Source organism: Streptomyces incanus (genome assembly GCF_042656345.1).
Lineage (GTDB): Bacteria > Actinomycetota > Actinomycetes > Streptomycetales > Streptomycetaceae > Streptomyces > Streptomyces incanus.
This window is the reverse complement of record NZ_JBHSPC010000014.1, coordinates 119,531-131,822: the sequence shown is the minus strand read 5'-3', so window position 1 is coordinate 131,822 and position 12,292 is coordinate 119,531. Positions and strand designations below refer to the sequence as shown.

Sequence of the window (12,292 nt, the reverse complement as noted above, 5' to 3'; positions counted from 1 at the left end):
CCAGGCGGAGCAAGTTGTCGCGTGCGACGGTCCTACGGCCCGTCGCACGCACTTGCCCCCGCCCTGGAGGGCAGGGGAGGCCCGGCTGGTCCCCGAGCGAGGGCGCACGGGGACCAGCCGGGCGACCGGCACCAGGGAACGCCGGTCACGGGAGGAGAAGCCGACCGCGACGACCACCGCGAGCAGCCGCGCCCCAGCACGCCCGCCTTCCCCGACCGCACACCGCGCCGCCGCCGCCGCAACCCGAGCGAGCGCACCCGTAAGACGACCACCCGCCTCTCCGACACCGAGCACGCCGAGATCGTCGTCGCCGCCACACAGCGCGGCATCACCGTCGCCCGATTCCTCGCCACCGCCGGCCTCGCCGCCGCCCGCGGTTCGACCGCCCTGCACACCGACGAACGTCTCGACACCGCCATCGACGAACTCGTCGCCCTGCGAACCGCCCTGGCCCGGATCGGCAACAACATCAACCAGATCGCCCACGTCCACAACGCCGGCGGACAGCCCCGCCCCGGCGAACTCGACCACGCCCTCGCAACCCTGACCCGGCTCCTGGCCCGCGTCGACGACACCGCCGACGCCCTGGTGAGGAGGCGAACCTGATGGTCCCCAAGATCCGGCGCGGCTCGCGAACCCACGGCCTGCTCGTCTACCTGTACGGCCCCGGCAAGCGCGACGAGCACGTCGACCCCCACCTCGTCGGGAGCTGGGACGGCTTCGCCCCCGACCCCGGCCGCGACACCAGCTCCGATCCCGATCCGAAGGTCACCCTCGCCCGCCTCTCCGCCGCTCTGGACCTGCGGGTCAAGCAAGCCGGCGACAGCGCGCCCACCCAGCACGTCTGGCATTGCTCGGTCCGCACCGACCCCGGCGACCGGACCCTGAGCGACGCCGAGTGGAACACCGTCGCCCGCCGCCTGGTCCACGCCGTCAACCTCGCCCCCGAAGGCGACCCGGACGGCTGCCGGTGGGTCGCCGTACGCCACGCCGACGACCACATCCACATCCTGGCCACCATGGTCCGAGGTGACCTGCGCCGCCCGAGGATGAACTACGACTTCAAGAAGGCCCAGGCGGAATGCCGACGCATCGAGAAGGACATGGGTCTGCGCCGCCTCAAGCCCGGCGACGGGACCGGAGCCAAGACCCCCACCAGCGCTGAACGCTTCAAGGCCGAGCGCACCGGTCGCCCCGAAGCCCCCCGTGAGACGCTCCGCGAAGCCGTCCGCCAGGCCCTCGCCGGCGCGGCCACCGAAGAGGAGTTCTTCACCCGGCTCCGGGAGGCGGGCCTGCGCGTGAAGACGCGGACCGCTCCGTCCGGCGACGTCATCGGCTACAACGTCGCCCTGCCCGGCGACCGCAACCGCCACGGCGAACCGGTCTGGTACCCCGGCTCCAAGCTGGCCCCCGACCTTTCCTTGCCGAAGATCCGCCTTCGGCTGACCGACGGCACCCCCGAGCTGACAACGCCCTCGGCCACCGGCGGCCGGACGGACTGGTCTCCGCCCGCCGGTGCACGCCGGAGCGCCACCGGCATCGCCGAACGCTCCGCCGTGCTCCTGGACCGCGACGACGACGGCGAAGCCGCCGCCCAACTCGTCGGCGTCGGAGAACTCCTGGACGCGGTCGCCCAGACCTCCCCGGCCGCCACCCGCGCCGAGCTGGCTGCCGCCGCTCGCGCGTTCGATCGGGCGACCCGCAGCCACGTCCGCGCCGAACTCGCCGACACCCGGGCTCTCCGCTCGGCCGCCCGGGGCATCGTCCAGGCCGGCGGCGCGCTCGGCAGGGGCGAGGACGGCGGCACCACCGCCATGCTCGTCTCCACCCTGGTCCTGGTCACCCTCGCCGCCGCCCGCTGGCACTCCGCCCGCGGTCACGCCCAGCAGGCCCACGCCTCCCGACAGGCCGCTGAGCACCTGCGCACCGCATACCGCCGGGCCGCCGCCACACCGATGCGGGTGCTGCACGACCAAGGCCGCGCTCTCCCCGAGCCCCAACGCCGGTCGCACGAAGCCACCCTTCGCGCGGTTCTGCCAGAGCAGGACGTACGAGCGGGCGGCAGGGCGACGAGGACCGACGCCCTGGTCGCCACCCTCGCCCAGGCCGAGCAGGCGGGCCACAACCCCGAAGCCCTCCTGCGCCAGGCCATCGACATGCGCGAACTCGACACCGCCGAGGACGTCAACGACGTGTTGGTCTGGCGCCTTCGCCACATCGCCCAGCTCCCCGCACACCCCGGCGAAGCTCCGCCCCGCCCGCAGGGCGGCACCCGCCAGGCCAAGACCTCGACCAGCCGCACCATCGAACGGAACGCCCCAGCAGCGGTGCCGCGCCCGGCTGTCCCGGACCACAACCGCCGCCCGCCACGTCGTTGACCAGCTCCTCCGGACAGCTGGCTACTGACCGACCGGATGCCACGAAGTGTTTGGACAGCCGGTTCCACCGGCTGTTAGGGATGAAAACAGGACCCACGACCGGGAGATGACGCTCGTGCTCAGAACCACCGACCGCACCACAGAGCCGGTACCCGCGCTGCCCGTCCTCCCCACCGGCACCGACCCCCTGCTACACCTCCAGTACGAGACGCGGCCGGCCGACGGCCCCGGCGCGATTCGCTGCGTCGGCCACCCACGCGAACTCGCCCTCGGTGGCATCCCCGTGCTGTGCTCCGCCTGCCAGGCCCGACGCGACTGGCTGCTCATCAATCACGGCCGCAACGTCTGGATCCGCTGCCGATGCGGCGACCAGCGGCTCGAACCCGAGATCAGCCGCGCCGACTTCGACGCCTTGATCGGCGGCCCGAACGGGACGACCTACCCGAGCGTCGAAGCGGGCCTGGTCGCGCTCGGCTTCGACGGCGTCTTCGCCGGCATCTATCTGGAGTAGCGAGCGCTATTGCAGCGCATGCAACGGCAGCATCCGCTTGCCGCCCGCTCTGTTGCCCCGAAGGGCGGCTCCACTTCCCTGGGACGCCTCCGGTGTTCGCGAAGCCGGTAGGGGATGTGGTGGTTGGTTTCAAGCGAGCCGAAGGCGCTGGTCGGGGGCGTCTCGGCGCAGAGGGTCGGGGGATTCGTTGATGCGCAACAGCCAGTCGTAGGTGCGTACCTGGATGTGGGAGCGTCGGGCATGCAGTTCCCGGATTTCGGCGGCTGCGTCGTCGTAGGTCTCGCGGGCCATGATGATCAAACCTGGGACTTCGGCCGTGATACCCGGCAGGCCCAGTCCGTCGGCGTCGCGCGCGGAGCGGGCGTAGTGCAGGTTGGTGGACAGCCACCTGCGCCAGTCCTCGATCTGGTCGACCGCGTGCCGTAGGGTGGCCGTCGCCCGCTTGTTGCCGGGGTTGGTCAGGCGACTGACCGGGCTCTCCAGTTCGACCAGCGTCCACCGAACTCCGAGTGAGGTCTGACCGGCGATCATGAAGTCGGCCATGTAGTGGTTCCCGAGCTGGACCTGGGGCCGGATCCAGGTGTCGTGGGTGCCCACTACGGTACCTGCCAGCAGCGCCGGGTGCTTCTCCAGGAGCCGCTGCATCGCGGCCTCGTCGTCCGCTGTCTCCAGTGCGTTGTGCAGTGCCTCGATCGCCGCCGGGGTCGCTGGAAAATTGATCCGCCAGCGTTCCAGCTGTGCCTCCTGGGCTCGGGTGATCCGAGCCGGGTTGCTCTGAACCGCAGCGGCGTGTTCGCGGGCCAGATGGAGCTGATCGAGATAGCCGTCCTCACCGGGACGGGTGATGTGGGTGACCCGGTGCGGGGCAGTGCCGAGCCCATGGCCGCCCCGGAAGTGCAGTCGGCCATTAGCGCCGATTGATGAGATCTCGCCGTGCACATCCGGCCCCTTGCGCCGGTCGCGAGCGGTGACAACGTCATCGACCGCAGGCTCTAGCCGACGCAGGGCGGCGGCGGACTCGCGGTCACGGGCGACGCGCAGCCAGGCGTTAAGCACCTCCCGGCACCCGAGTTTGTCCATGTCGGGAACCGCCAGGTCGGTGCGGTTCGCGAGATCGAGGAGGACTTCGTACTCGTCGTCGCCGAAGTCCCCGGCGAGCGCGAGTCCCAGAGGCGTTCGAAGCAGGACGCGCAGCTCGGCGGCAGCGACCAGCGTGGGTGTGGCCTGTCCTAGGGACAGGGCTAAGGCGCGTGCGATGGCGATCTGCTCGGCCGTCGGCGCCTTGCACTTACGTTCGAGACTCTCGGCCACGACCTGCCACCGTAGCTCTGGCACTTCCCCTCCTTCTGAAACGACGCGCCCACCGTAGCCGCAAGCGGCGACGTGGTGTGGTGGTTCATCCGTCTGGAGTAATGGGCTGCCAGGGAGGCCAAACTTGATGTCGAATCTGTCTACACTGCAGAGGCCGGAGCTGTTCGAGCTGGCAGGCCCCCGCTCGGCCAGGCGTGTCGGGGAATGTCGCAAACCGGGAATCATCTACCTCCGCCGAGACGGATGGCGTGGGATCAATCGGGTGGTCAGCCGCGGTTTGTGTCCTTCGGCAGCCCGTCCCGGAAGTCGTACCCAGGGCACTCGTCCTGCCCCTGGGCATGGCCCTCGTACCAGCCGTGGACCACCGCATGCAGGATGGCCTCCTCCACGGTGGCTCTGCTGCTGCGGACCGACCCGTTGGCGTTGCTGACGGTCAACCCGGCACGGCGTTGTCGGTCGAAGGGAACGGCGGGGAGGGCATCTGCGAATCGGGCGTCGTGTCCGCAGCCTACGTCGACCACGGGTCCGGTCAGTCGGACGGTGTGTCCCCCTGCCGTGAGGAGCCGTGCAGATCGCTGCGGAATCCCCGGCCGACCGGCTTCCAGATCTGAAACGTGGACGGCTTCCAGCGGGACCGGTTTGGCATGCTCTCGTCGTCGGGTGCTGGCAGGCTGCCTCGGCTCTTCCGGCTGCGGGCTGCGCCGACCCTGATACCCAGGTGGGCGGCGATCTCCGGGTATCCCCAGAGCTGCTGGTTGTCGGCCATGGTGTCCTCTGTTGTTCGTCGGGTCGAGCGTACGCAACGCACGGATGGGCGCATGGCAAGGCCGCCCTTGCCTGATCGGCGCGGGGCGGCCTTCTGTGGTCCTCGGTCAGACTCCGGCGAGGCGGTTCGAGAGGTCGAGGGCGTCGGTGGCGAACGTGAGGGCGGCGCACAGGCCGGTCACCTCGTACAGGGTCGGGCGGACCAGGCGCGGCCAGTCTTCCGGGGCGGCGGGCCAGGAGGCGAGGTGCACCTCGTTGGTGGCCAGGCCCAGGTGGGCGGTGACGTCCCAGCCGGTGAGGGAGGCGGGCTCCCAGTGCAGACGGATGCGGCCGAGGGGGAGTCCGGGAGTTCTGGCAGCGAGCCAGGTGACGTCGAGGGGGCCGTCGTGCCGGGTGGAGACACGCCGGACGAGCGCGCCGCGCACGCCGTCGGGCATGGGACGTACGGCGAGGTCGTGCAGCGGAAGGAGAGACGAGGGGCGAGACCGCGACGAGATAGGAGCCTCCGTGGTGTTGAAGGAATTGGTCAGGCCCAGGCGAGGGCGGCGCGTGCCCCCACTGGGAGGTAGTCCTCCTGTCCGTCGTCGGCGATGTACGCCATTCCGCCGCGGACGACGACGTCGGCTCCCACGTAGTGGGCGAAGGGGAAGTCGGGGTTGACGGCGAGGCGGACCGGCAGGTCGGGGTCGAGTTCCTGGAGCTGGCGGAGCAGGTGGCCGACGGTCAGGTACTGGGGCAAGAGAATCTCCGAGAGCGGTGGGAGGTGACGGGGCCGGTCGGCCCGACGACGTCGGAGTCGGCGGGGCAGCCGGTAAGAAGGGCGAAGGGGTCTGACCGGCGGTCAGCGCGAGGAATGGGCGACCAGGGCGGCGAGGAACCCGGCGACGGCCTCGGACGGGGTGTGGAGACCGACCTCCTGGACCCAGAGGTCGCCGTCGGCGGGCTGCACCCGAACGTGCCAGACGATGTCGCGCTTCCACGCAGCCGGGTCTTCGGGGAGCCAACCGACGTAGACACGGCCGTCGGGACTGGCCGCGTGGACGTTGGCCTCCGGGGTGTCGACGATCGCCCACCCGAAAGCGCCCAGGAGATCGAGCACCGGACCGGCGCAGTGGTCGGAGGAGAGCCAGTGGTGGTCGTTCGCTGCGGGGCGGACGACGGCGGGCAGGAGGGTAGCGGAGGTGCTCACGATTAGACGATCCCTTCGTTGACCTGCGGTTTTCCCCACACCCGTACGTTGGCATGCAGCGTGCCGAAGTACGTAGTCGTTTCCCTGGGGACGACGTCTGCCATGGGCGAACTCGAGGTTGCCAGCAGGTGACTGGAGGCCGGGAATGGATCGGCGACCACGGTTGTCGTACCGGGGTTGCGGCGATGGGCCGCACGGGACCGAAGGGGGAGCAGGAATGGCCGAGGCGAGCAGACACCGGGACGGCGCCGGGCTGGAGCGCAAGATCCGCGCAGCCGGGCGGCCGTGGACCGTGGGTGACATCGCGATGGTCGCCGACGGCCAGTGGGGCGTCGGGGCGCAGCCCGACCGGTGGCCGGACGAGGAGCTGGTGGAGCGCCGGATCGCGGAAGGCCGACGCGTCGAGCTGACGATGGAGGAGTTGGCCCGCGCGGTGGGCCTCCGCGCCGAGGACGCCCACCGCGACGAGGGCCCGCGCTGACCGTTCAGCGACGTGGCCCCGTGGTGGGCACCGGTGGCCCGACGACGGCCGACGGAGAGGACGGTTCGGGTACGCGGCCCGGGGCGTGCGGTGCCTGCCCGGAGCGGGCGACAGCGGCCTGGGCCAGCCGAACCGCCGGGGCCTCGGCCACGGGCACGGCGGCCTCACGAGCCTCGACCACACGCCTGATCGCCTGGAGGTACGCACGGCTCTCCGCGTGGGCGACGCGGAGGCTGGCCGCCGATTCGGTGATCCGGTCCAGCTCGTAGAAGTCCGGCACGTACCCGCGTCGGGTCAGAGTATGCAGACGGTCCTGGTGGGCGGTCACCGCGTTGTCGGTGATGGCCAGGGCCGTACGGGTGTGCATGGCCGAGCGCAGGAGCGGGTCCTCGCTGGGGTGGCGGACTGCGAGGACCTCCAGAACTTCGATGGGTCGGCCCCAGGCTTCCTCGATCATGGCCGTCGCTTGGTCGAGCATGGTAGTGGTGGGCATGACGGAACTCCCGTTGTGCAGGGACGGTTTCGGGTGGTGCGGTATTCCGGAGAGGTCCGGACCCGGAGTCAGCGGCCGTGCCGTGACGTCGACGACCTGGCCGACAGCCGGGCGGTGGTTGCGGGCGCGAGGCTGCCCGAGCGGTTCTGCACCGCACCCGCGGAGCGGCTCTGGGCGGCCATCACCCGGAGATCGGCTGCCGTGCGCGGAGCCCGCGCGGCACGGTGGACGGCCTGGGTGACCGCCGTACGGCGTACGTCCAGCGGAGTCGGAGCGCGGGAGACCTGAGCATCGGCGGTCGGGGTGACCGGGGCCACCGGGGTCATCGTGACCAGATGCTGCATCCGCCGGTCGATCTGGTGCCGTTCACGGATCACCGGGGCCGACTCCGCCATCACGGCTGCTGTCGCGGCGATCAGGTGGGACGGGGTGCGAGCGGTGAACACGGCCTCCGCCCGAGTGCCCCACCCCGGTGGACCGGCCCACAAGGTGACGGTCTCGTCGTCCGGGCCGTGGTCGTGCCTGTCGATAACGGCGCCGGCCTGGCCGTCGGGGGCGACGATCTCGATGGTGCCGGGCGAGTCGGGGACGCCGCGCGTCCAGCCGGCATCGGTCAGCGGCCGGACGGCGTCAGCCCAGTAGATCGAAGGGTGCGCCAGGAAGCGTCCGTTGCTGTCGTAGGCGTCGGCCTCGGCGTAGTCGTGGGCCAGCGCGGTGGTGAGGCCGGCGACGATCTCGGCCGGGGTGACGTGGTTGAAGGTGGCGGTCCAGCGGGTGGCGGAGGCGGCCTCGGTAGCCGCGCTGATCTTCCACAGCTCGAAGTCGTCGCCGAACCAGCCGATCCTGATCCGCTGGTCGGGCGAGGTGACGAGGAGCTGACAGGGCCCCTCGTCGAGGTAGTGGTGAGGCCAGTGGGCGACGGGGGCGAAGCCGGCCTCGCCGGTCCCGTTGGAGCCGGCCAGATACATGGGGCTGACCAGCACCTCTTGGTACCGGTTCAGGTCATCAGGGACGTGCATGGTCGAGGCTCCGGAAGTGAAAGAGGGGAACGCGGCCGCGTGTGCGGCAGGACGAGCGGCTGGAGCGCACGTGGACGCCGTGGCAGCGACGAGTGGTTTCTGGTTCTCACGACCGTCACCGGCCCCGGCCCGGTGCCAGCTGGGCGGTCACGGTCGCCGGCACTCGCGGTTGCGGTTGGGGCGCGTGGCTGAACATGATGTTCGGCGCGGCGGCGCTCCGCCGCAGGGCCGCCACGGTCCGGGCACAGTCCGTCCCCGCCTCCAGCGGGACGCCGGCGTGGGTGCGCGTGGCCGTCGCTGCCGGACGCGGGGCCGACGCGGCCCTCCGCAGGGCGACGGGCTCGCTCCAGTGCTCGACACTTGCGTAGACGGCCCCCAGCGCCTGGCCGGCATCGGCCTGGGCCAGGGGCACCGCCGACCAAGTGGTCCACTCCGGCCCGATCCCGGCAAGCGCGTCCTCAACGCGCTGAGCGTCGATCGCAGCGATGGAGAATGTGTGGGGGGGGGGTGGGCATGGTGGTGTCCTGTCGGGATGGGTCAGCGGGAGCGGGAGGACGTGAGGGATGTCCTGGCGACGGGCACGGCGGTTGAGTCCGAGAGGGCGACGAAGTTGGCCGGGGTGGTGCTGCGGCCGAGGGCGGCGGACACACGCGTCGTCGTCTCGCGAGCATCACGCAGGGCGGCTTCGCCCTGCGGTGTGAGGGAGAGGAGCTGGCCGGGCCGGTACAGGCCCTCGCTGGTGTCCTGGTGCAACAACCCCTCGGCGACCAGCCGTTGCACGGTCTCTGGCCAGATCGCCGGGGCCTGTCGCTGGGTCTTCTCCCGCGAGACGTACGCGTCCTTGCCGATCGCGGTCCGGCGGAGCCGGACGTCGCCAGCCTCAACGGCTTCGAGAGCCACGAGCCGGCGATCCCTCGCGACGGCCCAGTCGTCATCCCGGTCAGAAGTCGTCTTCTGGGCCGGCCCTGGGCCCTTGTTCGTCGATCGTTGAGCCGAATCTGGCGCGGGTAGAAGACGCCGGTAGGCGGAGATGGACTCGACGAGCTGGCCGTAGGCCCGGTCCTGCTGCGCGAGAAGGTCTCCGAGTTCGGGGGCCGCGGTCCGCAGCAGCGCGTACGACACCCGTGCGCCGTCGAGTTCACCGAGACCGACGGGTTCGAGTAGCCGGAGAACATCCTTGGCCGCGTGCGTCACCCGGCTGTGCAGTTCGTCCAACTCGTACGCAGTGCCGATCACCCGTGTCGCAGCCCGGTACAGCGGATCACCGAGGCTGTACGTGGTGTTGAGTGTGCTGACTTCGGTGACGCCGAGCGTCTCGGCGACGAGGTGGGTTCCGGGGTGCGTGGTCGCGTCGTACGGGTTCACTCCGCCGCCTCCATCCGGGCGAGCAAAGAGCGGACCAACGTGGGGAGGCCCTTGGGCCCGCCGCCGAGCCAGATCTGGTCGCTTGCCTCGTCGAGCACGTACGCGGCGTCTTCGAGTAGACCGCTGGAGATCTCCATGCAGGCGTCGGTGATCCGGGAGGCGGCGAGCAGAGACTGTGACAGCACCTCGACGTAGTCGTCCGGCGCGAGGCCGGTGGCCTCGGCCGCGGTGCGGATCGCCTGCAGCTCCAGCGCGCTGAATGTGAAGTCGAACTCGTCGTCCCGCTCGGTGTCGCCGTACGCGGAGACGGCCGGGTTGCTGGGCTCCGTGGGGATGCCTACGCGGGTGCAGATCTCGTCGACCGAGGCGGTCAGCTCGGCGAGGGACTCGGTGAGCCACCCCAGCGCGGATGCGTAGGAGGCCAGGGCGAACAGGCCCGCCGGCGTGGCGGGACGCGGCTCGGCGGCCACGAACCCTTCGAGTCGGTCGTTCAGCTCGCCGACCACCCGGGGCCCGGCGGCCAGCGCGCCCAGCACGGGGTGCAGGTAGGAGCGGGCGGCGGCCGTCGGGTACTCGGCGGTGAGGATGCCGGAGACGCTCTGCGCGGCATCGGTGAGGAGGTCCGCCAGCTCGGTACGGGTCAGCAGGGTGCGGTCGGTGGTCATCGCTGGGGAACCTTTCGGGGCGCAGCAGCCGGGGGAGGTGCCGTTGTCGGAGGGTTTGCGTGGCTTGCCGTCGGCCGGCCGACGGTGGTGGACGACCGGTACCGGGCGGCCTGCACGCGGGCCTCCGTGGCGGAATCCGTCTCGACGTTCTGTCGGGGGCCGGTGCGCAGGTGGGCCGCGCGGTAGACCGCGTAGTCCTTGCGGCTGCCGGCGGCGACGAGGTAGATCTCGCGCCTGTGGGTCGAGGTCGGCGGGGCCGGGCGGAACTGGATGACCATCCGGTAGGCGACGGAGGGGTCGACGTAGACCTTGTGGAAGCCGGCGAGACGGCCCTTCAACGGCAGGCAGTCGTCGCTGCCGTGGACCAGGTTCTGTAGCTCCAGCAGCGCCAGGTCGCGAATTCCGTCGGGGAGTTGCCGCAGGTCGGCGATGGCGTCGGGGTGCGCGGCGAAGGCGAAGCGGGCGCGGCTCACAGCAGCCTCCCCCGTACCGGACGCTGGACCGGTCCCGTCGGGGTCGTGCGGGGTGCGTCGAGGCCGGTCTGCGGCGTCGCGGAGGCACCGGCCGACCGGGCGAGGGCGATGCGGGCGATGCGGGCCCGGACGACGGCGCCGTTGTGATCGCTGTACTCCGGCGGCTCGGGCAGCGGACCGCTGCGCTCGTCCAGCCAGGTCTGGGCGGCACCGACGTCGGCGAAGGCGCCCTCGCGCATTGTGTACGTGCCGGCGTCGTGGTCCCACTCCTCGTGGAAGAGACGAACCGGCGCCTGGGCGGCGCGGGAGTCGCGGACAAGCGTCCACGCCTCGCTGGGGTCGTAGTCGGAGGTATAGGTGTCGAGGACCTCGTAGCGCGTGCCCGACCTCTGGATCTGCTGTTCCACCTGGACCGTGAGGTCGTCGGCGGGCTCGGTGTAGTCGCCACCTCGCAGAGCGATTCGATCGAGCGGGCAGCCGCGTTCTGCAAGCCAGTTCTGGGCGAAGGACGCCGTGGCGTGGTGGCTCGTCTCGAACGTGAACGTGGACCGGCTGAGATCCCGTGCGACCGCGATCGCAACGAGCTGCGGCTCGCCGGGTACCCCCCACGTGACGGACCGGTCGTGGGCGAGGACGAAGCTGTGGGAGCCGTCGGGCGCGGTGTGGTGCTGGGACAGCACCGTCAGGTCGCCGGCCCGGAAAGTCTCCATCGCGTCCTCGGAGGTTTCGTCCGCGGGCACGAGGTCGGCGAGGTCGAAGTCGAAGGCGTTCACGCCGTCACCACTGTCTGCTCGGGTGCGGGGGCGGCCAGCACGCGATGGTTGGGGCGGCTCGCGCTCGTCGTACAGGCCGCGAAGGGCCCGTCGGGGGCACGCAGGTGCGCCAGCGTCTGGTCCAGGTGGTCGCGGTGCCAGGTCGACGGGCCGGACAGGCCGGCCTCCGTGTCGGTGAACTGCTGCCAGGCGAGCCAGAGCGCGTGGAGCCGGGCCACGGCCTCGGGGTGCTCGTGCCACTGCGCGCACCACGGACGGCTCGTACTGATCTCCCGGCCGTACACCGGGAGGAAGAGGTGGTTCACCCAGTCGCTGAGGCCGGCGAGCTCGACGGCGTACGCCTCCCCGCCCAGGGCGAGGATGAACACCGAGGCGGGTCCGTCGGCCTGCCTGTCGTCGACCGCCTCGGCTTCCGGAGCCTCGTCCGCCGGCTGGACGGCAGCGGATTCGGGCTCGGAGCCGAGGCGGTCGAGGAGTACGCCATGCTGCCTGACCTCGGCCATGGTCTTGGCGAGGGTGCTGGCGAGGTCGTCGAGGTCTCCGTCGGAGACGCGGAACGGCTCGGGGTCGGGGGTGGTCGGGCTGGTGTCGGGCATGGGAGTGTGCTCCATCTGTGGGACGGCGACATGCCCGAGAGGATCCGGAGAAACCGCGGGTTGGTCTGGCCGGAGAAACGCGGTAGTGGAGCGCTACTTGCCTGTGCAGCGGGGACAGCGAGGGAAGGGTGGTGCCAGCAACTGCAACGCCCGAGCGGCTTGTTGCGGGACCACGCCGTTGCCGAGCGCGGTGAGCTGAGCCGGACGCCCGAGCCCCGGGGTGGCCGTGACCCAGCCGGCGTCGAGGCCCTGCATCCACTCCACGAAGTCGGC

The 12,292-nt window shown here is 71.2% G+C and carries 18 protein-coding genes; 4 read left to right on the top strand and 14 right to left on the bottom strand.

Annotation, left to right across the window (positions count from 1 at the left end):
- The first annotated feature begins 21 nt into the window (after positions 1-21).
- The 3 genes from ACFP2V_RS05460 (at position 22) to ACFP2V_RS05450 (ending at position 2,889) form a co-directional block, all read left to right on the top strand.
- Entirely contained in the window at positions 22-606 is a 585-nt protein-coding gene (locus ACFP2V_RS05460) for a MobC family plasmid mobilization relaxosome protein (protein WP_381206233.1), read from the top strand.
- Entirely contained in the window at positions 606-2,378 is a 1,773-nt protein-coding gene (locus ACFP2V_RS05455) for a relaxase/mobilization nuclease domain-containing protein (RefSeq protein ID WP_381206229.1), read from the top strand. The genes ACFP2V_RS05460 and ACFP2V_RS05455 overlap by 1 nt, the downstream gene beginning before the upstream one ends.
- Positions 2,379-2,484: 106 nt before the next feature.
- Positions 2,485-2,889 carry a hypothetical protein gene (locus ACFP2V_RS05450; RefSeq protein WP_381206224.1) on the top strand — a complete coding sequence of 135 codons (405 nt, stop codon included), beginning with the start codon at positions 2,485-2,487 and terminating at the stop codon, positions 2,887-2,889.
- A gap of 129 nt (positions 2,890-3,018) precedes the next feature.
- Here the strand turns inward: ACFP2V_RS05450 and ACFP2V_RS05445 are convergent, their stop codons facing one another.
- The 6 genes from ACFP2V_RS05445 to ACFP2V_RS05420 all read right to left on the bottom strand — a co-directional run bounded on the left by ACFP2V_RS05445 (position 3,019) and on the right by ACFP2V_RS05420 (position 6,154).
- On the bottom strand, positions 3,019-4,224 hold the full coding sequence (locus ACFP2V_RS05445; protein ID WP_381206221.1) for a Shedu anti-phage system protein SduA domain-containing protein: 1,206 nt from the start codon (positions 4,222-4,224) through the stop codon (positions 3,019-3,021).
- A gap of 242 nt (positions 4,225-4,466) precedes the next feature.
- Entirely contained in the window at positions 4,467-4,637 is a 171-nt protein-coding gene (locus ACFP2V_RS05440; RefSeq protein ID WP_381206218.1) for a hypothetical protein, read from the bottom strand.
- 92 nt (positions 4,638-4,729) lie between these two features.
- Positions 4,730-4,966, bottom strand: a complete 237-nt coding sequence (locus tag ACFP2V_RS05435) for a MarR family transcriptional regulator (protein ID WP_381206215.1) — start codon at positions 4,964-4,966, stop codon at positions 4,730-4,732.
- Between the two features lie 106 nt (positions 4,967-5,072).
- On the bottom strand, positions 5,073-5,402 hold the full coding sequence (locus ACFP2V_RS05430) for an esterase (RefSeq protein WP_381206213.1): 330 nt from the start codon (positions 5,400-5,402) through the stop codon (positions 5,073-5,075).
- A gap of 89 nt (positions 5,403-5,491) precedes the next feature.
- Positions 5,492-5,704: a hypothetical protein gene (locus tag ACFP2V_RS05425; RefSeq protein ID WP_381206210.1), complete on the bottom strand. Its 213-nt coding sequence runs from the start codon at positions 5,702-5,704 to the stop codon at positions 5,492-5,494.
- A 102-nt stretch (positions 5,705-5,806) separates the two neighbouring features.
- A complete protein-coding gene (locus ACFP2V_RS05420) occupies positions 5,807-6,154 on the bottom strand; it encodes an SPDY domain-containing protein (RefSeq protein ID WP_381206207.1) in 348 nt (115 codons plus the stop codon).
- Between the two features lie 217 nt (positions 6,155-6,371).
- On the opposite strand from ACFP2V_RS05420, the gene ACFP2V_RS05415 reads away from it, so the two are divergent.
- Positions 6,372-6,635 carry a hypothetical protein gene (locus ACFP2V_RS05415; RefSeq protein ID WP_381206204.1) on the top strand — a complete coding sequence of 88 codons (264 nt, stop codon included), beginning with the start codon at positions 6,372-6,374 and terminating at the stop codon, positions 6,633-6,635.
- A gap of 4 nt (positions 6,636-6,639) precedes the next feature.
- On the opposite strand, the gene ACFP2V_RS05410 is transcribed toward ACFP2V_RS05415, so the two are convergent.
- The 8 genes from ACFP2V_RS05410 to ACFP2V_RS05375 all read right to left on the bottom strand — a co-directional run bounded on the left by ACFP2V_RS05410 (position 6,640) and on the right by ACFP2V_RS05375 (position 12,019).
- The gene (locus ACFP2V_RS05410) at positions 6,640-7,128 is read right to left on the bottom strand and encodes a hypothetical protein (protein WP_381206201.1); all 489 of its coding nucleotides are present in this window, start codon (positions 7,126-7,128) and stop codon (positions 6,640-6,642) included.
- A gap of 68 nt (positions 7,129-7,196) precedes the next feature.
- Positions 7,197-8,147 (bottom strand): SPDY domain-containing protein, encoded by a 951-nt coding sequence (locus ACFP2V_RS05405; protein WP_381206198.1) that lies wholly within the window; start codon positions 8,145-8,147, stop codon positions 7,197-7,199.
- Between the two features lie 115 nt (positions 8,148-8,262).
- Positions 8,263-8,559 carry a hypothetical protein gene (locus tag ACFP2V_RS05400; protein WP_381206196.1) on the bottom strand — a complete coding sequence of 99 codons (297 nt, stop codon included), beginning with the start codon at positions 8,557-8,559 and terminating at the stop codon, positions 8,263-8,265.
- A 125-nt stretch (positions 8,560-8,684) separates the two neighbouring features.
- Positions 8,685-9,512 (bottom strand): large ATP-binding protein, encoded by an 828-nt coding sequence (locus ACFP2V_RS05395; protein ID WP_381206193.1) that lies wholly within the window; start codon positions 9,510-9,512, stop codon positions 8,685-8,687.
- Positions 9,509-10,177 (bottom strand): hypothetical protein, encoded by a 669-nt coding sequence (locus ACFP2V_RS05390; RefSeq protein WP_381206190.1) that lies wholly within the window; start codon positions 10,175-10,177, stop codon positions 9,509-9,511. Before ACFP2V_RS05390 ends, ACFP2V_RS05395 begins: the two co-directional genes overlap by 4 nt.
- On the bottom strand, positions 10,174-10,650 hold the full coding sequence (locus ACFP2V_RS05385) for a hypothetical protein (RefSeq protein WP_381206187.1): 477 nt from the start codon (positions 10,648-10,650) through the stop codon (positions 10,174-10,176). Before ACFP2V_RS05385 ends, ACFP2V_RS05390 begins: the two co-directional genes overlap by 4 nt.
- Positions 10,647-11,423, bottom strand: a complete 777-nt coding sequence (locus ACFP2V_RS05380) for a glycosyl hydrolase (RefSeq protein WP_381206184.1) — start codon at positions 11,421-11,423, stop codon at positions 10,647-10,649. The genes ACFP2V_RS05385 and ACFP2V_RS05380 overlap by 4 nt, the downstream gene beginning before the upstream one ends.
- Complete coding sequence (locus ACFP2V_RS05375) at positions 11,420-12,019, bottom strand: DUF4913 domain-containing protein (protein ID WP_381206180.1); 600 nt, start codon at positions 12,017-12,019, stop codon at positions 11,420-11,422. Before ACFP2V_RS05375 ends, ACFP2V_RS05380 begins: the two co-directional genes overlap by 4 nt.
- Positions 12,020-12,292: the final 273 nt, after the last annotated feature.